Here is a 21,455-nt window from a genome sequence, read left to right on the forward strand (position 1 = left end):
AATTTGTTTATGAAAAATAATTGTAATACCTTTGTAAAATAGTTTTACAAAAAACATAACTGATAATCAACAATTTAATTATTTTAAAAAAAATTGACAGATTTAGATCTATTACACTTTGAACAGCTAAAAAAGGATGTCCAAGGCCAATATTTAAAAGAATACACCCCTTCACAGGATGACATATCCAAGTGGAAGGGTATAGATATCATATATTTTCAGGAAGACCTACGCAAAAAAGCGAAAGGCAACATCAGCGAAAAATCATTTTACACCTATTTCAAAACTTCACCGGTTACCAAATTACCAAGAATTGATATGCTCAATTTATTGAGTATTTATGCAGGTTACGATTCATGGTATGAATTCAAAAAGCAACATCTTTTTGCTGGAGAATTATTACTGGAAAATGAAAATCTGGAAGAAGAAGAAATCAATGAACTGGAAAAAACAGTTTCTTCAGCACCTGAAATTCCAAAAACTGAAATTCAGCCTAAAAAAGTTGAAATTCAGACCCCTGAAAACACTGATTTACAAAAAATAAATATTGAAAATCAAGAAGTTAACAAAAAACAAACTTCAACCAATCAAATTGAAATTTCAGCAGTTCCACCTAAGAAAAATTTCTTAAAAAAGAACGCATGGGCACTTATTACTTCCGTTTTAATTGCCATCACAGGTTTACTGGGGTTCAAAGATGTACTTTTTTCAAAAACTTACACATATTGCTTCATTGATAAAGACCGAGGGGTTTCTGTTATTAATACATTAGACATCATGGTTATCAAGGAAAATGAATCTCCTTTGATGTATAAAATAAAGCCTGGTGAATGTTTCTCTTATTCAACAAAGGACAAAAACCTGAAAATGAAAATCAGCGCAGCATTCTATGAGCCACTGGAAGTAAACAGAAATCTTGAAAATGCTCCTGAAGAAGAAAAGATAGAACTTAAGCCGGATGATTACAAAATGGCAGCTTATTATTTCTCAAGAAAAGATATCACAGGAAACTCAGAGGAACAGGTAGCCCTTATTAAGCAGAAAAGAAATCAACTGGAGAACCTAATCAGCAACAATGCTGTTATTTACCAGGTGTATGACAATAATACTTATGGTATTGAAAAAATAGACAAACAAAAGTATATCACCCTCGTTACTACTCCTACTACATCTCTGAAAAATCTGAATGTAATAGAAATGAAAAAAGACAACGGTAAGATCGTATCCATTAAATTCAAAATTGCGACTACAGATGAAAAAAATAAATAACTTTTTAATCCTCACTATACTTCTGACTTTATTTACTGCCTGTACAAAGAAGACAGAAGCCAGTGACCTGGATAAACTGCGAAACAGCAATAACACAAAAAGTTATCCCGCTGTACAGATGGATAGTATGCAGGCTATCAATTCTATTACCAAACAGAAAGTTCAGGAACTTCTTGATCTTTCTACCCTTACGCTAGTGGTAACAGAAATACCGAAGTAGACAGTTTTATTTATTCACAGATGGAAAGTTATTTCCACAAACCAGATTCCCTTACCTTTAAAAGAATGTTCAAGGAATTAGACAGTATGAAAGTAAAAGCTGCTAAAGTAAACTCTCTGAATGTTTATAAGGAATTTTATAAAAAAGACACTTTAGACTACGCCAAATTCAATGTAGAATATTTTGACGATAAGAATAAATCTTTAGGAAGTTTTGAGAAAAATGCACAGTATATATTACTGTCAACATCCAAAATGAAAAAAGAATTTAAATTTTACTTTTTAGACTTTTATTCTAAGCCACTTACAAAAGACAGTACTTCTGTGGGAGTCACTAAATAGTCCAGAGGAATATCATTTTCCCAGACATCATCAATAGAATCATCGGGGTCAAAATAATTGACTCCGATTTTTTTTGTATTCTCAGATACACTTTGAAAAAGCCCATCATAGAAGCCTTTCCCATATCCCACTCTATTTCCCTTTTGGTCGCAGTATAAAAGCGGAGTAATCACATAATGAAAATCATTTTCTCCTGAATCTTCATTGGAAACAGGTTCTGAAATACCCCAACTGTTGGTTTCAAATAGAGTATCGCTGAAAATTTCAATACTAATTAGTTTATCATCTACAATTTTAGGCACATAAACACGGATATTTTGCGCTAAAAAATAATGGATGAAGATTTGAGTGTCAATCTCATTAAACTTCTCAATCGGAACGAAAATATGGATTTTCTGCTCAGCCTGAGGTTTAAAGTAAGTAATGAAATTCTGAAAAATCTTTTCAGATAACAAGAAAGCCTCATCATGAGACAAGGCTTTTCTTTGTTGTATATATTTTTTTCTAAGCTCAGCTTTCAACATAACTGTGATATTATTTTTACTGAACAGTTTCCTGATATTTTATGCGTTTTCAGTTGGTTCAAGAACTTTATAAAGTTTATCTGACAAACGAACTCTGAATGGAATTTCAAAAGTGATCTGATCTCCCTGTTTTGCTGTTTCGCAAGGTCCTCCGTTAGCATAAATCTGAGTAATTGTAAATTCCTGCTCCCCAGTTGTAGGTCCGGAAATCAAAACCTTATCTCCTACTGAAACTTCTTTATTTTCAATTAAAAACTGTCCGATTTTAGATTTTGAGAAATAATGTTCTGCTTTTCCTACCAAAACTTTCTTAACTGCAATTTTCTGACGGATATTCTTAGTTTCAGCTTTTGCTAAAGGAGCTTTCGGTAAATCACCTGAGTTTTTAAACTTCAGAGCATCAGATTTTCCTTTTCTGAAAACTTTATTTCCAACTTGTAGTCCTTTTCTTAGCTTCAACTGCTCTTCCCAAGGTAAATGGATCGTATCCAGACATTCTGTAGAACAGCAGTTTTCCATAGCTGCTTTACAGTCGTCACACTGGATAAACAATAGGTGGCAGGCGTCATTGGCACAATTAGTATGATTATCACAAGGTTTTCCACACTGGTGGCACTGTGCAATAATATCATCCGTAATTCTTTCCCCTAAACGGTGGTCAAATACGAAATTCTTCCCAATAAACTTACTGTCTATTCCTTCTTCCTTAATCTGACGGGTATATTCAATGATTCCACCTTCTAATTGGAATACATTTTTGAATCCTTGATGTTTGAAATAAGCACTGGCTTTCTCACAACGGATTCCACCGGTACAGTACATCAATAGGTTTTTATCTTCTTTAAAATCCTGTAATTGTTCGTTAATAATCGGCAAACTTTCTCTGAAGTTTTCCACATCGGGAGTAATAGCTCCTTCAAAGTGCCCTACTTCACTTTCGTAGTGATTTCTAAAATCTACTACAATCGTGTTAGGATCATCAAGCATATTATTAAATTCCTGAGCTTTTAAGTGAACCCCTTTGTTGGTTACATCAAAAGTATCATCATTAAGACCGTCTGCAACAATTTTATGTCTTACTTTAATAGTCAGCTTTAAAAAGGAATGATTATCCTGCTCTACTGCTACATTCAAGCGGATTCCTTTCATAAAGTCATATACTTCTAACGTATCGCGGAAAGCCTCAAACTGATCTGCAGGAACACTCATCTGAGCATTTATTCCTTCATGGGCAACATAAATACGGCCAAGGGCATCAAGGGCGTTCCAGGCTATGAATAAGTCGTCACGAAATTTTTTGGGATCTTCAATTTTAGCGTACGCATAGAAAGATAAAGTAAGACGTTCCTTACCAGCTTCATCAATAAGTCTAGCTCTTTCTTCTGCGCTTAAGGTGTTATACAGTTGCATGCTATAAACGTTTTAAGTGAGAAAAATATTTTTGCAAAGATAGGCATTTTCAAATTAACGCCTTTTCATGGGGTAAATGATAATTGACAGCTTACAGATCATGAGTAATGAGTAATGAGTAATGAGTAATGAGTAATGAAAAATACTTTGTATATTGTATCTATTACAATAACAATCTGTCATATTTTGTTTAAGTTTTTTTTAATTTTTGTTAACTAGAGGCTTAACAATTATGACATAATGCATAAAATGATATAATAGCCGTTAAATTTTAGTTAAAATTGAAACATAGCATACTAATTGCTTACTTATTTAACATTAAATTTGTTTACTCAAAAACATAAAATAGAAATTAATTAATAAACAAGAAAGATATACAATGAAGAGTACTTTAAAAAAACTATTACCATTTGCAGTAGTTGGGGTTATTTCCGGAGCTACTACCGTTGGAGCAATACAATATTTCGGACACGGCTCCAATAATGGAGATCAATCATTTTTCACAACATCAGCTCCCAATACATCATTCGCAGGAATGAATACAGGAGCAGTAGGTGATGATTTTGTAAAGGCAGCTAAAACAACTGTTCCGGCTGTGGTTACTATTAAAAATTATCAAAGCAGAACAGCAAGCAGGGCTACAGAGCAGGATCTGTTCGACTATTTCTTCGGTGATCCGTTTGGCGGAAGAGGCCAGCAAAGGCAAAAGCAACAGCAGGCTCCCGAAAATATGCCTTCAGGAATGGGTTCAGGAGTAATTATTTCTCCAGATGGTTATATTATTTCAAACAACCACGTAGTAGCAGGTGCCAACAAGCTTGAAGTTGTCCTAAGCAATAAAAAATCATATATCGCAACTTTAGTGGGAACAGATCCTAATACGGATATTTCTCTATTAAAAATTGAAGAAAAAGGACTTCCTTACTTAAACTTTGCCAACTCTGACAATATTGATGTGGGACAATGGGTATTGGCAGTAGGAAATCCACTGGGATTAAATTCTACTGTAACAGCAGGTATTGTTTCTGCTAAGGGAAGAGGAATTGGTATTTTAGGAAGCCAGGGGAAAGCAAGCAACCCAATTGAAAGTTTCATTCAGACAGATGCTGCGATTAACCCAGGTAACTCCGGTGGTGCTTTGGTAAATACTAACGGTGAGCTTATCGGAATCAACTCTGCGATCCAGTCTACAACAGGATATTATCAGGGATACGGTTTTGCTGTTCCATCCAATTTAGCTAGAAAGATTGTTGAAGACATCAAGAAATTCGGTATTGTACAAAGAGGATTCTTAGGAGTTTCATCATTAGATCTTTCCAATGATCAACAGGTTCAGGCTTACAATAAGCAATTCAAAACCTCTATTAAATCAGGTAGCGGAGTGTATGTAACAGGATTTGGAGACAACAGTGGTGCAGAAGATGCAGGACTGAAAAAAGGAGATATCATTACGAAAATAGACAACTACGACATCACTGATTTTGCTGACCTTTCTATGTCTATCGGAAGCAAGCGTCCTGGTGATAAAGTTCTGGTAACTTATTCAAGAAATGGTAAAGAAGCTACAGCTAATGTAACGTTAAGAGATCAGAAAGGTGGTACTTCAACCAGAACTAAAGCAGATCTTAGCGTAACAGAAAAAATTGGAGCTGAGTTTGATCCTCTTAATGAGAGATTCAAAACTGAATACGGTCTGAATAGCGGAGTGGTTACTAAAAACGTATCTGAAGGCGGTGAAATGGCCAAGATTGGAATCGTAGACAACTATATCATTATTGAAGTGAACGGCAAGCCGGTAAACTCACAAAAAGACATCGAAAGCATCCTGAATAAATACCAGGGGAATGTACAGGTGAAGTTTGTAGATGACTACGGAAGAATGTATACTAAAGGATTTAAAATGCCTTAATCAACTAAACAATAGTTAGTTTCACATATCAAAAGAAAAACGCTGCAAAAATTTGCAGCGTTTTTCTTTATTATTTATTTGGGTTTATTCATTTTCTCAGCGATTCTTTTTTTCTTATTCCGTTCATAGATCACTTCTACGATCTTACCGCCAATCCAAGAGAATGGAAAAAAGGTAAGGAAGATTGAAATCTTATAAAATGTAGGGTGATAAGGAAAAATAATCACATCCAGCATAGCAATGAAAAGCATGATGAAACCGATTAGAATAGCATAGGCTACTTTAGCGTATTTAACGATGATTGCCGTTGCTACTCCACCAATGGTAGTTCCCAGACCGGAAATAAACAGAAGAAAGCCAAAGAAGGCCTTATCGTCTTTCATACTGAATAGAAATCTCTGCCAATGCTCAAACGGAGCGAAAGCTTCGAAAGTAACCCATTGCGGGAAAGCTCTTATACCAAGAGTAATTATAAGCCCTGTTATCCCAAGGCCTACCAGAACCGCAAATGTATTTCTTATAAAGTTCATTAATCCTGATGTGCAATCATAGAAATTTCAATATCCACATTCTTAGGCAAGCAAGAAACCTGTACTGTTTCGCGTGCCGGGTAGCTATCTGCATCTAAATAAGAAGCGTAAATATCATTCATTACCGCAAAGTCATCCATGCTCTTAAGGAAGATTGTTGCTTTTACAACATTTTTAAAAGTCATTCCAGCTTCTGTAAGGACAGCCTCAAGGTTTTTCATTACCTGATGTGTTTCCTTTTCAATTCCCTCTACAAGTTTACCAGTTGAAGGATCTACAGGGATCTGTCCGGAGATATATAAAACTCCATTAGCCATATTAGCTTGTGAATAAGGACCGATAGCCGCAGGTGCATTAACTGTATTGATTATTTGTTTCATATATGGATATTTATTTTTTTCTAAAATCATCTTTCATTGCCCACCATAAGTTAAGCAATTTCAAGATAATCTCGTTAGATTTATTTTGGATACAAATATAAAATTTATATTGTCAAATGCCAATCTGATATTAGAAAGGTGCATTTGGCTGAGTAAAGCTTCTGTCTTTGTACTTTAAAGCATCACTTAAAATATTGGCTTTGATCCCGATAAAGAAGTCATATACTTTATATTGCCCGAATGGCACCCAGTTAAAAGTAAAGGTAAAACTTCGCTGATCTCTTGCAAAACCAATCCTTGTATAAGCAAGTTCTTTAGTTACCAAGTCATAGTGTGTACTTCCGGTAACATTCCAATAAGGGGTAAGTTTAATACTTCCGTCAAGCCCCAGAGATGCAATTTTACTTCCGAACCTGTTCGTTCCTTTTGAGTACGCATAATTTGCATTAATATTTAATGTCCATGCCTGATCGAAGCGTGCATAGTGATCATCATCAAAATAATAATTCTCATTTCGGACTTCTCCTTTTGAGCTATATTTTTTAGCATAATCCGTTTTCTCTCCAAAGATTTCGCTGCTTAAAGGATAAGACAACTGAACATTGAATCCCTGCACTCCAAAAGCTCCAAATTTCTCTGTTCTGATTCCCTGATCCTGTCCTGGAATGAACTCAATTTTATAGGGATCAAGAGAGAGACTTGTATTAACTGTAAGTTTATTATTAAAGAATGAAGACTGCCCGTTAATAGTGAAAATAGACCAAGGGTGATCTTTAGCTGCAAAGTTATAACTTCCTGAAAGGTTTAACGATTCAAAGATCTTCACTTTCTTTACTCCGGTAGAATCACTTTTAGACTTCACCTTCATTTCGATATTGTTTCCGATGCTGAAGCCTAGTGCCCCAACCAAACTGTTTGATGGGCTTCCAATAATTCCTTTCTCAAAGATAGAATATGGAGTAAGTGCTCCGGTTGCATTATAATAGTTCTTGTAATATCCGAAACCAGGACTTGAAAAATCCGGAGAGTATGTAAACCCAATACTTGGAATTACCATGTGTCTCACAGCTTCTACAATAGACCCCTTTTTGAATTTCATCATTCCATACAATGTAGTCTGAAGACTTGCAGTGGTAGAGAATGAAGAATATCCGGCAAACTTTTTATTGATTTCATCTACAGTTACATTCTTTACGGGATCATAATATCTGTTTAATGTTTTTGTAGTTAAAGCATTGTCAATATTAGCACTTAAACTGAATGTAAAATACTTAGCTAAAGTAGTATTAGTAGCTAAAGCAATATTGTTCTTAAGCCCCGTCTGCATTTTATCCCACATCTCCTTTTTGAACAGTTCATTTTCCTGAGTGTTCACAAAATTCGTCAGGTTAAAACCGGTATTTACGGTAATATTTTCAAGAAGTCCTTGTCTTACTCCTGATTTCGATTTAAACAGATAAAACTGATTCACCGCTACGTTCATCTGTGGAAGACGAAGATCAGCAAGCCCTGTTGCAAAATTCTGAGAGTAAGAAGCAGTTCCTGTAATGGTTACCGGAAGTTTCAGAAATCTTTTGGTAAGGGTTACCGTTGAATTCTGCTGGGTATTCAATACATTCTGGTTGAAAATATAGTTGTTGTTAAGCGGGTTATTATAAAACTTTGTACTTACGATATCCACCTGCGCACTGAACGTAAGGAATGGATTTGCCTTAGAATCCTGAGAGTGTGACCAGCTGATTCTATAGGTACTGTTTTTAGTATAATCATCCAATCCTTTGATCCCTCTTACCATAGTTCCAACATCCGCATTGAAAGTTCCAGAGTAACGGTATTTTTTCTGATAATTCATCTGTGGCCTTAAGTTCCAGCTTCCTTTGGTATAAATATCGGCCAGCACTTTAAGATCAAAATGTTCTCCAATCGGTTGATAATATCCTATCCCATTCAGGAAGAATCCTACGTCTTCTCTTTCCCCAAAACTTGGAATCAAAATACCAGCGGCTCTTTTATCCGAGAACGGCAAGATGGCAAAAGGCATCACAAGTGGCGTAGGAACCTGCTCTATATACATTTGAATAGGTCCTGTAACAATTTGGGATTTATTTTTTGATTTTATCAGCTTGATATTGGAAGCTCTCATGAAATAATCCGCTGCCGTATCTTTTTTCTTTACAAAGTACTCATCGGTAGTATAATCTGCCTTTCTCATAGCAAACACCGAATCATTGTATTTCTTTGTTTTTTGGGCTATAATTACCCCTTCACTTTCTTCTGTTCTTGCATTGAAAGCGATAGCCTGTTTGGTTTTTGTATTATAGCTGAACTCATTGGTTTCGTACTTTTTCCCGGCCTGAGTAGTCACTACAGGCTCTATAATTTTTCCTAAAGAATCCAGTTTTCCTCTGGCATAGATCAGGTTTTTATTATCATCAATGGAAATATAATCTGCATCAATCTGCATATCCTGATATTTTACCTGGGCATTCTTATTAAGGAATGTCATTTTTTTAGGGATATCTCGCCGCTGATCATCTGCTTTTGTCTGAAGTACATCATCTAAAGCTTCTTTTTTTGCAACAATGGTATCCTTTTTGGAAATAGTATCATTAACCACATTTTTAGGCAATTTTTCAGGGGTTTTCTGTGCTAAAAAATTGTTAAAAATTAGGATAATTAAAATTTGTAATATATTTTTGAGGACGGTTTTGGCCAATTTTGTTCTATATAATTAAGGCCCAAAATTAATATAATTTTTATAACTGTAAGATGCACAAACAAAATTTTAAAATAATTTTATCATTTCTCCTACTCCTAATCAGTAACTTTATTTTCTCTCAAAAGAAGTTTACACTGGTTCTTGATGCGGGACACGGAGGAAGTGATCACGGAGCCAACAGGACTTATTCAGACATTGGAAGAATTGCAGAAAAGGATATTACTCTTGCCATTACCTTAAAGGTTGGAGCTATGCTTGAAAAAAACAGGGACTTCAAAGTAATCTATACCAGAAAGATTGATGAATACCCTTCTTTATCTGACAGAACTAACCTTGCCAACCGAAGCAAGGCGGATCTATTTGTATCCATCCATTGTAATTCTTCTGCAAGACCTACAGCATATGGTACGGAAACTTATGTACAGGGGCCTAACCAGAACAATGAAAACCTGGAGGTTGCCAAAAGAGAAAACGATGTAATCTTTTTGGATGAAAAGGATAAGCAGACCTTCGGATCTTATAACCCTGATTCTCCGGAATCCTTAATTGCATTAAAATTACAGCAGAGTAAATATCTTGAATCCAGTCTTCTTTTAGGTGGATTGGTAGAAGATAACTTTGTGAATAAGGATAAAAGATCTTCAAGAGGTGTTTTCCAGAAGAACCTTCACGTTCTTCGTATGAATGCCATGCCATCTGTTCTTATAGAAACAGGTTTCATCAACCATCCGGAAGAAAGCCATTATATTGCTTCAGAAAAAGGTCAGAATGAAATTGCAGAAAGTATCTACAATGCTATCATTGACTATAAAAAAGCGATTGACAGAAAAACAGGCGGATCTTTCACTACTAAAAAACAGGAACCGGAAAAACCTGCAGAGGTACCATTGAAAAATGATTTCAGAATATTGCTGATGAGTTCTCCTACAAAATACAATGAGAACGATCCTGCACTGAAAGGACTTAGTTATATTCTTACTCTTAAAGAAAACGGGCAGTACAAATACTATTATGCAGTAACCAATATGGCTTCTGTGAAAGACATCAATCTTAAAACAGCCAAAGATGCAGGATTCAGAAATGCATTTGCGGTAGGATTTATGCCTAATCAGAGAATAAACATGGGATATTATACCCTAGAAGTATATACCGGCGAAAAACTGAACGGAAATTCATACATCCTTCAGAACCTTAAAGATGTAGAAAGAGAGAAAGACAATGGCGTGTTCTATTACACCTATGGAAAGGCTTATACTTTGGAAGATGCTGTAAAACTACAGAAAGAAGTTGAAGCCAAAGGAATTAAGAATACAGTGATTCAAAAAGTTTATAAATAACTAAAAAATAATTTTGAAGTTAAAAAAGGTTTTTCTACTTTTGCAACCTCAAAATTTGGCCTATTCGTCTAGTGGTCAGGACTCAAGATTTTCATTCTTGCAACAGGGGTTCGATTCCCCTATAGGCTACAAAAAAGAGAAACGACAGAGATCGTTTCTCTTTTTTATTTTAAGATAATTGAGCTGTTTTTAAAGATGGCATTTCTACAATTTGATACTCCTTTTTAAAAAACTTAAATTCTTCAGAAAAATCAATCCAACACCAATACCTTTTATGAGATGATAAAATATATTTCTTTGCCCATAATTCTGGGATAAAAGATCAACATTTACATTCATCCTGGCATCATTTATTTGATATTTCTAACTAAAATTAAAAATAACGCATTGAAACATCCCACCACAGAATATTGGTAATGAATCACTTATTATTATTCAACTAAAAAATCAGAACTTTTTCTCTAAAAAAGCATTCTCTATACGTTATATCTCACAAAAGCATTATATTTGCAAAAGTTTTTTAATAACTATTAGCCATAGTTGGTCAAACAAATATGGTGACACTGATGAAAAATTTTATTGATAACCCCAGTCTACAGGAAACTGCAGATTATCAAATTTTATATCATGCCGGATTTAAAGATACAGGAAGCGAAATTGCTTTTTAAGAAAATCCACTCTAACCCAAAAAGTTACGATTTACAAATCAATGAAGGCGGGATTACAGGCAAGGATGATAAAATAAGTTTCAGACTTTACAGGACAGGAGAAAGGGTTGCTTTTGAAGTAACAATAGACGAACTTACTTTCACCAATACTACTGGAGAATGGAACAACGCACTGATCATGTTGGGAAACACGATCAAAAAAATAGAAAAGGAACAAGAAAATTTAAAAATAGAACAAGCAATAGATAAGCTTAGAAAGTACCTTTCAGAAGAAAATTAAATTTTTTCAAAATAAATTTGGTAGTTTAAAAAATAGTTTATACTTTTGCACTCACATTTGAACGATATGGCAAATCATAAATCAGCACTAAAGAGAATCAGACAGAACGAAACTAGAAGACTTCGTAATAGATATTATCACAAGACTGCTAGAACAGCATTGAAAGCCTTAAGAAATGAGGAGAACAAAGCTGCTGCAACAGAGCAACTGCCAAAAGTTATCGCTTTATTGGATAAATTAGCTAAGAAAAATATTATCCACAAAAACAAAGCAGCTAACTTAAAAAGCAAATTAACAAAGCACGTTAATAAATTAGCGTAAAAGTATAGCGGCCCGTTCGTCTATCGGTTAGGACCTCAGATTTTCATTCTGGTAAGAGGGGTTCGATTCCCCTACGGGCTACTTAATTTTTAAAAACCACTGAGTTTTTACAGTGGTTTTTAAAAACAAAGTAGGAAGCTAATACTTAAAATAATCTAACCGGCCCGTTCGTCTATCGGTTAGGACCTCAGATTTTCATTCTGGTAAGAGGGGTTCGATTCCCCTACGGGCTACAATAAGAGTTGATACTTATAAAAACAAAAACTAACACACTATTTCGGTAGTGGAAGATAGAGGGCCCGTTCGTCTATCGGTTAGGACCTCAGATTTTCATTCTGGTAAGAGGGGTTCGATTCCCCTACGGGCTACCAAAAAGGACTTTTTACAAAGTCCTTTTTTTTGTTTTTATACCTTTCCCTATCCTTTCCGGATCTATTTCTTTCAAAAGTTTTAAAATTTACAGCATCATCCTTACTGATTAAATTATATCTTGTTTAATTATGTTGAGGAATATTAAATTTCATTAAAAATATCACCAAAAATGGAAATATTATTTCCTGTGTCTTCTTTAATTCCTTAAATTTGACTAAAACTATTCATCTAAAAAATAATAACATGAAATTTAATTTACTTTCGAGAGATAAATTCTCTTTTCAAGCAGCTTTAATAGCATTCTGTTTATTCTCTACTCAGCTTATATTTGGTCAGGACAGGATCTATGCTCATGCACAAAGTTCTGGTGTATTTGGTGTAGCGTGCTTAGGATGCCGCGTGGACAATCCATTGAATGCTGTTGGAGGTAACGAGGATGATTATTCAACAATGGTATTGGGAACTGCTTTATTGGGGGGTGTTCAACAGACCTTAATTTTCCCTGATCTCAGAGCTGATACAAGACTTGTTGTAGGTATTGGAACAGATAACATTCCTTTATCTGTACAACTTCTAAGTGGAGTAACACTGGAAACAATGAATGGCGGAACGTCCAATGAAGATCGCAGAACAATAGACATCAGTCTTTTAAAACTGGGAGCGACTCCTAACAGAGGTACCGTAGAATTTAAACCTGCAAAGCCTTATGACGGAATAAGAATTGGGTTAACAGGAGGTGTGTTAAGCCTTGGTGGTGGTTTCAGAATTTATTATGCTTATCAGGATCCATTAATCCATTTATTGGCACATAGCCAGAATGGGCAGGTTACCTTAAGTGGAAATGTCAGCGTAGAAGGTTCTGAAGTTTCATTAACCAATACTTCAGGAAAAGAAGTTTACCGTTCAAAACTTACGAACAATACCTTTAACGCTAATCAGCCTGGCGGGGTTTATATAATGAACCTTCAAACCAAAGAGGGGAAAACATATTCAAAGAAAATTATAATTAAATAAATGATAAACCCAAAAACGGCAGCCTTTTCTGAGGTTGCCGTTTTTTTTGCACATAAAAGAGTAAAATAATTAAATATAATTCTTTATAAAAGCGAATTTTTACTATTTCACAAAAAACTGAAATAAATTATTTAACATAATCATTTTATTTATAAATTTACACAAAACTAAAGAACAAAATTTTTTATATATGAAAACTAATTTATTATTGAGATCACGCAGTATTAAGACTGCTGTTTTTGCTGCTTTATTGTTTCTAACAAGCAATATGTCATTTGCACAGATTGTAAAATATTATGCAAGTGCTCAGACCAATCAGGTACATGGTGTATGCATCGGATGTGGAGTTGTTAATCCTTTGAATGCGGTGGGTCCTAATGAAATGGATTATTCTGTTATACAGGTATCCATAGGTTTGCTGGCCCGTACTGAACAAACATTGATTTTCCCGAACAGTGCTTACACTAACAAACTGGTGATTGGTATTGGTTCTAACGGAACACCTCTAAGTGCACAAGTATTAGGAGGGGTATCCATTGAAACATTCAATGGAGATGTATCTAACAATGATTATCAGAATCTGAACAATGACATCCTACAGTTAGGTGCTGCTGATCCGAGCAAAGGTGAAATTGAGCTTACCATGAATAAACCTTATGACCGTATTAAGATCAATGTCAATGGTGGGTTATTGAGCTTAGGTGGTGAGCTTAGAATATATTACGGATACCAGTACAGAGATCCTTTCATCAGTTTTATGGCTCACGGTCAAAACGGACAGGTTACTCTGGATAAGAATTTAAAAGTAGAAGGTTCAGAGGTTACTCTTATCAACCCTTCCGGAAAAGAGGTATTCCGTACCAAATTAAATTCCAATACATTTGAAACCAACCAGCCTGAAGGACTTTATATTATCAAACTTCAGACTAAGGATGGGAAAACACATTCAAGTAAGGTTTTACTTAAATAAATAATTAAACATGCCAGAGGCGGCAGGCTTGAAAAGCCTGCCGCTTTTTCTATATATACTATTAAAACAGTATTATGATTTATTGACAATAAAAAAACTAATACCTAAATCCCAATACATGAAAATAAATTTATTAGCAGCCTACCTTCTGAGAAAGACAGGAGTATTGATCTTATTACTATATCTAATGAATACAATGTTTTTCTCACAAAACAAAGTATATGCAAATGATCAATCAGCAAATTCATTTGGAGTATGTTTAAGTTGCAGCGTATTAAACCCCAGCAATGCTGCAGGAAATAACGAAGATGATTATTCAACTCTCATAATTAATGCAGGAGCATTAGGACGTGTTGAACAGACCTTGTATTTTCCAACACCCACTACTAAATTAACCAAGTTAACAATTGGAATCGGAACCGAAAGCGCTCCCCTATCCATCCAGCTTCTCAAAGCAGTCAGTATAGATGTTATAGATAAATATGGCTCAGTTATCGAAACCAAAAATATTGACAACAATCTCCTAAAGATCGGGCAACAAGGAGCCACAAGGGCTACTATTGAATTTACTCTCACTAAGTCTTTCAACCGAATTAAAGTCAATCTAAACGGAGGACTTCTAAGTCTCAATACGGGAATACGAATTTATTATGCTTATTTTATTGACCGCTCCGTATGTGATCCTCTAGCAGACGCACTATATCAGTATTCATTTGAAGGAAATACTCAAGATCTTGTTTCCAACTTTAATTTAACTAGTACATTTTTACCTCTTACTTTCGCTAATAATACGCTTACTTGTGACGGAAGAAAAGGTTTAAGCTTTACCCCTAATCAGCAGATTGTTGACGAATTCACTAGCCCTCAATTACCTTCTTCCTTACGAGCTACCCCAAAAACAGTTTCCTTCTGGGCTCGAATGGACCCTGGAAATTCAAAAGCTTTTATTGAACTGAAAATGTTTGGAGCTAAAATCAATATAACCCCAGACACCATAAAAATAAAAGAAGATCAAAATTTTACGCCACCTCCTCAGTACGCAAAGTTCACTCGATTAGCTCGCCCCAATATACCCGGAAAATTAAACTTCTATACAATTGTATTTAGTGATACTCAAGGAACGATGTTTAATCCACTTTCACTCTGTTTATATGTCAATGCAATACCAAGCATTGCTCGCAATGATTTTTTCCCACCTGGTGTTAATATTCCTCCTGGTCTTGGTATCCCAGAATTTACTTATTGTACCAGCTGGTCTAAACCCGTTACCTATACAAATGGAATGTCCCATCCCATGCATAATGATTTCAGTTTTTCTATTAGACAGGCTGAATTTGACGAATTAATTATCTATAATAAAAGTCTAGATTATAATGAAATACAACTATTAAAAAATACATTTAATTCCCCAACAAATATACTACCTACAAAGTCCAATATAATGAAAACGGTTTCTACAGAAAGAAACTTTACAGTATCTCCTAATCCTACTTCTGGGCAAATTACAATTGATGGAAATATCCTTCTAATAGATTCTGATATTTCTGTGAGAAATACATCGGGAACGGAAGTGTATCATTCAAAGTTCAAGTCAAAAACTTTTGATTTACCGCCTACTCTGCCTGGTGGAGTTTATATTTTAACTGTAAATACCACAGATGGAAAAATCTATTCCCGTAAAATTATCCTGACAAGATAATGACTCTATAATTTTAAGATAAGTTAAGGCAGGTTTACATAACCTGCCTGTTTTATACTATAATGCTGAGATACTACACACCTGCTACATGAAACAGTAAAGAGCCTACAATAAAGCAATACGAATGAATCACCAAAGGTTCTCAAAATAAAAATAAGACAGGTTAAAGAGAACCTGCCTTATCAGCACTTGTGTACAATTTAAAATAGACTTGTGATGTTAAACCAAAACTGTTCTAAGATTTCCAGTGCCCAAACAAATATTAATAGAAATGTTAACTTTTTATTTACTGCATCATCCATGCTACTGCATTAGCATACAAAATACTGTTATAAACTACTGATGAAGCTGAAGTTCCGGTACCGAATCTGGTTTTCGGGATTGGTTTTCCTGATGCATCTACTCCAGCAGGATATGATGCTGCAGAAGTATTATCGACTGCACCAAGCGGGAATCCTCCATCTCCCCAGAAGAACAATTTGTATGTTTTATGGATAAAACCTACCATCTGCCCATTGTTTGTGGATATAATATCGACATTGGAACTGTTGATATTAGCATTGGTATAAGAACTGGAATCATCATTATCATCTCCTACCAGCTTTCCTCTTGCATCCCCAAAAGGACCATTAAGGATAGGATGGCTTAAATTAGCTATCGGTTTAACAAGGCCTGTTGCTGTAGCTGCGCTATAGCTCGTAGTTCCTCCGAAGATCTGATTCAACAATTGATTGGGTTGTGCCTGCTGCAGAAAGATCATTGCCCTTCCGCCTTTATCAAGATAATCTTTAAGGGCTACTGCATCTGCGGCATTGGAAGTATAATCCCAGGTAAAAATAATCATATAGGGATTGTAGGTCGTAATGTTGGCTGCTAATTTTCCTTGTGTAATTCCAACAGTTTTAATATCAAATCCCTGTGACGGAACGGTTCCTGTAGGGCCAAAATTTGCTGATGACTGTAATATTGTGGTAGGTGCTGTTGTATTTCCCGGATTAGGTGTATACATCCCTCCTCCTAAAGACAATATTACTCTTTTGGGAATTACGCCTGCACTTACATTCACAGAAAAGCTACAGGATTGGCCTGCAATATTAATCGTGAATAATGCTGTGCCTGAAGAAGACGGGATTCCTGAAATATTGAGAGAAATACTTCCACTTCCATTGGCCAACGTACCTGCACCCGCTGAAGCTACAAGACCTGAAACTCCTGACGAAGGAGCTGATATTGCTGAGTATGGCTGTCCTGTTGCGTTGGAATAATTAATTGTTTTAGTACCATTCGATTGGGTGCCTGAAGTGAAAGTTCCGCTAAGTGAACCGCTGGAACAGTCTAGTGCAAAATTGGGTCCGGGGGTTGGACCGCATTGATCACACAGACAATTAGACCAGCCTGTAGGTTTAAAAACTCTTACACAACTTAATGTGGAATCATACATAATTGTTCCTATAGCAACATCACCACCTTTGGGGTTGATCATGTTTTTAGGATCTGCATTGGTAGGAAGAACCAACCCCATATTATTGGTGGTTTCTTTATTGATGTCTAACGCACCCCTGGGATTGGCCGTACCTATACCTACCTGAGAGAACAAGATATTCACAAAGAATATCAAGGGTAATAAATAATTTTTTATGCTTTTCATTTGGTTTGATTTTGAGGCAAAAGTATATTTCCAATATCCCAACATCCAAAAATACACCTACGCCTTACATACAACAATTGCAATATCCATCGTACTTCAGACATTCTACATGCATTCTACAACCTCAATAACTGAAAGGTCTCAAACCTTGTATTTTTTATCAATCTTTCTCCTCAAACTTTAGAGTAAAAACATAAAATTTTCATCTTTTTTCTGACAACACTAAAAAAAACGTCTGATTTTGTCAAAAAAAACCCGGCCATGAATTGGCCGGATCAGAGTGAAACAAAAATTAGCTATGCTAAAATTAATTTTTAATCAGTTTTTGCTGGTATACAGCTTTATCAGTTGTTGCTTTTAGAATGTACATTCCTTTTGGTAATGAGCTTACATTAATCTGTCCGTTATTGAATTGGGTATTGACAAGTTTTCCTGAAGCATCGTAAATGACAACATTAACCACTTTTTCCTGTGTTTTGATATACACAACATCCGTAACAGGGTTTGGATAAATGCTGAATTCAATCTTTTTCACCTCTGCTGTTGCTAATGTAGAAGCAGTGCTATTCACTTTAAGTGTTTTTTCTACTACTTTTCCGTTTGAGTTGAAGCTGATTACAATATCTGCTGTTCCTGAACCTATCGGAGTAAGTACCAGCTCTTCATCAGCGTTGATATCAGCCGATACTACTGACGGATTACTATTTGACTTAACAGATTTTACAATTGATGATCCAAAGCTGTCTTCATCTGAAACCAGTGTTTTCAGATCAATAGCTGTAGTGCCTGTTGCTGTAACTTGTGACGGGAATGTGTTGCTTACTACAGGAGCTGTATTATCTGGGAACACAGCCAATGCAGGGAACCAATAGTAATCATTCAAAGTTTTAGTATCAATAAGGGTACCGCCTGTATTAAATGTATGGATCCAGTTCTTTTGGAAATGAGCTCCATACCCGCTTTCTGTAGTATTCAGAATCAGATTTCCTGTAGAAGGGTTTACGCGAAGAGCTGCACCGTAAGGAATCTGTTTAAATGTTCCTGTTTGTCCTGGAATTGTAATAAATGTTTCATTAAATACTTTTGTTGTAACATCAAATCTTACAATCTGGTTTCCGGCATTAAAACCTGCTCCTGCTTTAATCCAATACAAGGTATTCTCTGTATTGCTTGCTGTAAAGCTTCCCGCATTCCATGCTCCCCATGAATCTGAGTATTTAGAGGTAGGAATGTTATAATCCTGAACCGTAAGTGTTGCCGGGTTAATATTAGTCAGCTTCTGATTCTGAATAGCCCATACACTTCCGTCCTTTGCCTGAACAATAGAACTGAAAGCTCCTGCAATAGTCGTAACTACAGTATCCGTATTAGGGTCAATAACCAAAACTCCAGCTGCCTGCTTTACGGCAAAGACATATTTTGAAGTACGGATCATATTTCCGATCTGTCCTGAATATTGGCTTCCACCACCTGTTCCGGTGATCATACTTCCAATCTGCAGATTATCAATATCAAACAGATAAATTCCGTTAGAGGCTCCGATATATCCTTTATGCTGATTTACTCCAAGGAATGATCTTCCGTCTCCGCTTCCAATCGTATTGAATGTTGCAATTTTTTGCATGGTCTGAGCATTTGCTACCACCAATCTTCCACCAGGTGTATACTGAGTGTCTCCACCATCCGCAGCCTGTTTAGATACAAAATAGAATTTATCTCCATAAATTGTTCCGTACTGGGTAGTGGCCCCGAAAGCATGATTATTGTTAGCATTACTATAAACACGGTAATTAATAGGTCCATTATTGCTTATAAAGTTAACCGAACCGTTGGTATGCCCAAACCATTCTTCATTCACCATAAAAAATCCATCAGTAAAGTTTGTAGAACTTACATAAGGAGAAACAGGTGTTAATGTTGAAGAAATTGGAAATGATCCTGACATAGGGCTGTAGTTCCATACATCCCACGAACCGTTTTGCAAAGCTCTTGAAGTTGCTCCTACCCCGGAAAATCCGAAATCGGTATCTGTAGGATCTTTAACATAATAGGACCAGAAGCCGTTATACCATCCTGAAGCCCAGTGATCATTAGTATCCTGTGCAGTATAATCATCAAAATCATAAGCTGTTGTGTTTACAATTCCATCTACAGGATATAATGGATAGATTGTATTTCCGCTTTTAATCAGTGCATTAGAATTCTGACTGTTCAAATCAAAACCCAGACCGCCTATTGCAGTTCCGAACTGTGTTCCCTGATACAAAAGGGTAAAAAGTCTGTGATCTGCCTTAGCAATAGCTTTCAGCATATCTTCTCCTGTAGCATTTCCGTTCCATCTGAATCCCCATACCAAAGCATCTGGATTTTTACTGTCATTCCACTGTACAACAAATGCAGCCTGATTGGAACCTGTTCCTACCCAATACTGAATATCAGAGAAACTGATATTCGCAGTAACATTGGTGGTAGTTAATGGAGTATTCCCAGAAACATCATTCCGGGGTACACCCTGTACTTTGATCTGGGCATTCGTGAAAAATGCAAACAGAAAAAGTACGGTAAAAAGGTAAAACTTTTTCATTTTTATTAATTTAAAGATTTTATATGTTGATTATTTTTTTAAATGTAAATCGTAAGCTCCGGCTACTTCTGTAGAAACTTCCCCTAACCAGCCAGCTTCCTGATTGATTCCGGTATACACTTTTACAAAATCAATTCCCAATAGTTTTACATACTTCCCGTTTCTGTCAACCGCCCAGGAAATATCAATATTGGAAGCTTCATCATTATTGGGAGCATTATCTGCATATCCGAAATCGTAAGATTTTCCTACCCAATAGCTTCCAGTTCCACTTTGATCGTAAAAATTATCTTTAAGTCTTGTGCCGGTAAAACCATATGAAGCATTTGAAAGCCATAGCGGATAATAGCTTTGTGCATGGAAGGTATTCTTTGTTTTAAATCCTGTATTCCCAAGATTATCCTGCCATTTGATGTATTCTATATCAGTTTGCCATCCGGTATTTCCCGGAACAGGTGCTTTATTTTCGTCTGGTCTGAAATACGTAATATTATAATCTTTTGTCGTAGTATTTTTGAAATACTCACTTCCTGCAATTTCATACCACTCATTATCATCAGGTTTCCCATTTTTGTTTTTGTCATAAGCCACCATAATAATTCCAGGTTCGCAGTTTCCTGAACGGGGATCATTGGCTGCATTTCCAAAGAATGCATTTCCCAACACTTTAAAATCTCTTCCTTCCAGATTGGGAATTGTGTGATCAAAACCAAATACTACATAGCCTCCAAAACCTCCAAGGCTTACCATTGACGGATTAGAGCCTACCAGATAGCTGTTAGCTTTTTTAATCATATCGGCTTCGGTATTTCCCTGCTCAAACTCCGGAATTTCATTCATAAACTGCCCAACAGCAGGACGGAAATCGAATACTTTAGAGATATACTTACTCAGCGTTCCGGCTTCTTTGGTGACTATAATTTTGGAATGAAATACTTTATTGGCACCCACCTTTAATGTCAGAGGATAAGTAGCCGTTTTGGTACTGATGAATTCCAGTTCAGCATTTTCGGAAATAATAGAATCTTTAATGCTCCAGCTAATTTTTCCGGAAATATCGGTAGGAATATTTAAAACTCTAAAACGTTCAACGGTATAGGCTGTATCTAATTTAAATGCTGGTGGTATTACTTCCGGATCGACAGGAACCGGTGCAGCCACCTCATCATCACTCTGACAGGCGGCAATTATTCCTGCAAAAAGCAGAGATAATAGTCCGGCTTTTAAATAATTAAGCGTTCTTTTATTCATGTTTATCAG

General features: G+C 35.8%; 18 protein-coding genes and 4 tRNA genes. 14 read left to right on the top strand and 8 right to left on the bottom strand.

Annotated features, from left to right (window positions below; translation table 11 throughout):
* Positions 1 to 93 precede the first annotated feature (93 nt).
* The 3 genes from BOQ64_RS08785 to BOQ64_RS23795 all read left to right on the top strand — a co-directional run bounded on the left by BOQ64_RS08785 (position 94) and on the right by BOQ64_RS23795 (position 1,830).
* Positions 94 to 1,269: a hypothetical protein gene (locus BOQ64_RS08785; protein WP_129057753.1), complete on the top strand. Its 1,176-nt coding sequence runs from the start codon at positions 94 to 96 to the stop codon at positions 1,267 to 1,269.
* Positions 1,253 to 1,489: a hypothetical protein gene (locus tag BOQ64_RS23790; RefSeq protein ID WP_228448278.1), complete on the top strand. Its 237-nt coding sequence runs from the start codon at positions 1,253 to 1,255 to the stop codon at positions 1,487 to 1,489. Before BOQ64_RS08785 ends, BOQ64_RS23790 begins: the two co-directional genes overlap by 17 nt.
* Positions 1,490 to 1,554: 65 nt before the next feature.
* The gene (locus tag BOQ64_RS23795; protein WP_228448279.1) at positions 1,555 to 1,830 is read left to right on the top strand and encodes a hypothetical protein; all 276 of its coding nucleotides are present in this window, start codon (positions 1,555 to 1,557) and stop codon (positions 1,828 to 1,830) included.
* Here BOQ64_RS23795 and BOQ64_RS08795 read toward each other — a convergent pair.
* Together BOQ64_RS08795 and BOQ64_RS08800 are read right to left on the bottom strand one after the other, a co-directional pair.
* A complete protein-coding gene (locus BOQ64_RS08795) occupies positions 1,779 to 2,354 on the bottom strand; it encodes a 5-formyltetrahydrofolate cyclo-ligase (protein ID WP_129057754.1) in 576 nt (191 codons plus the stop codon). The genes BOQ64_RS23795 and BOQ64_RS08795 overlap by 52 nt on opposite strands.
* A gap of 39 nt (positions 2,355 to 2,393) precedes the next feature.
* Entirely contained in the window at positions 2,394 to 3,764 is a 1,371-nt protein-coding gene (locus BOQ64_RS08800) for a rhodanese-related sulfurtransferase (RefSeq protein WP_129057755.1), read from the bottom strand.
* 379 nt (positions 3,765 to 4,143) lie between these two features.
* On the opposite strand from BOQ64_RS08800, the gene BOQ64_RS08805 reads away from it, so the two are divergent.
* Positions 4,144 to 5,673 carry a trypsin-like peptidase domain-containing protein gene (locus BOQ64_RS08805; protein ID WP_129057756.1) on the top strand — a complete coding sequence of 510 codons (1,530 nt, stop codon included), beginning with the start codon at positions 4,144 to 4,146 and terminating at the stop codon, positions 5,671 to 5,673.
* A 74-nt stretch (positions 5,674 to 5,747) separates the two neighbouring features.
* Here BOQ64_RS08805 and BOQ64_RS08810 read toward each other — a convergent pair whose 3' ends face one another.
* The 3 genes from BOQ64_RS08810 to BOQ64_RS08820 all read right to left on the bottom strand — a co-directional run bounded on the left by BOQ64_RS08810 (position 5,748) and on the right by BOQ64_RS08820 (position 9,299).
* Positions 5,748 to 6,203 (bottom strand): hypothetical protein, encoded by a 456-nt coding sequence (locus BOQ64_RS08810; protein WP_066698014.1) that lies wholly within the window; start codon positions 6,201 to 6,203, stop codon positions 5,748 to 5,750.
* Entirely contained in the window at positions 6,203 to 6,583 is a 381-nt protein-coding gene (locus tag BOQ64_RS08815) for a RidA family protein (protein ID WP_129057757.1), read from the bottom strand. The genes BOQ64_RS08810 and BOQ64_RS08815 overlap by 1 nt, the downstream gene beginning before the upstream one ends.
* Positions 6,584 to 6,713: 130 nt before the next feature.
* On the bottom strand, positions 6,714 to 9,299 hold the full coding sequence (locus tag BOQ64_RS08820; RefSeq protein ID WP_129057758.1) for a putative LPS assembly protein LptD: 2,586 nt from the start codon (positions 9,297 to 9,299) through the stop codon (positions 6,714 to 6,716).
* Positions 9,300 to 9,352: 53 nt separating this feature from the next.
* On the opposite strand from BOQ64_RS08820, the gene BOQ64_RS08825 reads away from it, so the two are divergent.
* The 10 genes from BOQ64_RS08825 to BOQ64_RS08870 all read left to right on the top strand — a co-directional run bounded on the left by BOQ64_RS08825 (position 9,353) and on the right by BOQ64_RS08870 (position 15,963).
* The gene (locus BOQ64_RS08825) at positions 9,353 to 10,639 is read left to right on the top strand and encodes an N-acetylmuramoyl-L-alanine amidase (RefSeq protein ID WP_129057759.1); all 1,287 of its coding nucleotides are present in this window, start codon (positions 9,353 to 9,355) and stop codon (positions 10,637 to 10,639) included.
* 57 nt (positions 10,640 to 10,696) lie between these two features.
* Positions 10,697 to 10,768: transfer RNA gene (locus tag BOQ64_RS08830), tRNA-Glu, on the top strand.
* Between the two features lie 498 nt (positions 10,769 to 11,266).
* Entirely contained in the window at positions 11,267 to 11,587 is a 321-nt protein-coding gene (locus tag BOQ64_RS08835; protein WP_129057760.1) for a hypothetical protein, read from the top strand.
* Between the two features lie 66 nt (positions 11,588 to 11,653).
* Positions 11,654 to 11,908, top strand: a complete 255-nt coding sequence (rpsT, locus tag BOQ64_RS08840) for a 30S ribosomal protein S20 (protein WP_002983073.1) — start codon at positions 11,654 to 11,656, stop codon at positions 11,906 to 11,908.
* A 9-nt stretch (positions 11,909 to 11,917) separates the two neighbouring features.
* Positions 11,918 to 11,989, top strand: a tRNA-Glu gene (locus tag BOQ64_RS08845).
* An 80-nt stretch (positions 11,990 to 12,069) separates the two neighbouring features.
* Positions 12,070 to 12,141, top strand: a tRNA-Glu gene (locus BOQ64_RS08850).
* A gap of 63 nt (positions 12,142 to 12,204) precedes the next feature.
* Positions 12,205 to 12,279: transfer RNA gene (locus tag BOQ64_RS08855), tRNA-Glu, on the top strand.
* Positions 12,280 to 12,523: 244 nt separating this feature from the next.
* Complete coding sequence (locus BOQ64_RS08860) at positions 12,524 to 13,294, top strand: T9SS type A sorting domain-containing protein (protein ID WP_129057761.1); 771 nt, start codon at positions 12,524 to 12,526, stop codon at positions 13,292 to 13,294.
* Positions 13,295 to 13,484: 190 nt separating this feature from the next.
* Entirely contained in the window at positions 13,485 to 14,264 is a 780-nt protein-coding gene (locus BOQ64_RS08865; protein WP_129057762.1) for a T9SS type A sorting domain-containing protein, read from the top strand.
* 10 nt (positions 14,265 to 14,274) lie between these two features.
* Entirely contained in the window at positions 14,275 to 15,963 is a 1,689-nt protein-coding gene (locus BOQ64_RS08870; protein WP_129059688.1) for a T9SS type A sorting domain-containing protein, read from the top strand.
* Positions 15,964 to 16,249: 286 nt separating this feature from the next.
* Here the strand turns inward: BOQ64_RS08870 and BOQ64_RS08875 are convergent, their stop codons facing one another.
* From BOQ64_RS08875 to BOQ64_RS08885, 3 genes are all read right to left on the bottom strand, one after another.
* Positions 16,250 to 17,611 carry a hypothetical protein gene (locus BOQ64_RS08875; protein WP_129057764.1) on the bottom strand — a complete coding sequence of 454 codons (1,362 nt, stop codon included), beginning with the start codon at positions 17,609 to 17,611 and terminating at the stop codon, positions 16,250 to 16,252.
* A 307-nt stretch (positions 17,612 to 17,918) separates the two neighbouring features.
* Positions 17,919 to 20,195, bottom strand: coding sequence for a DUF5074 domain-containing protein (locus tag BOQ64_RS08880; RefSeq protein WP_129057765.1), 2,277 nt, complete (start codon positions 20,193 to 20,195; stop codon positions 17,919 to 17,921).
* A 30-nt stretch (positions 20,196 to 20,225) separates the two neighbouring features.
* Entirely contained in the window at positions 20,226 to 21,446 is a 1,221-nt protein-coding gene (locus tag BOQ64_RS08885; RefSeq protein WP_129057766.1) for a cell surface protein, read from the bottom strand.
* Positions 21,447 to 21,455 lie beyond the last annotated feature (9 nt).

This window comes from Chryseobacterium sp. CH25 (genome assembly GCF_004119455.1).
Classification (GTDB): Bacteria; Bacteroidota; Bacteroidia; order Flavobacteriales; family Weeksellaceae; genus Chryseobacterium.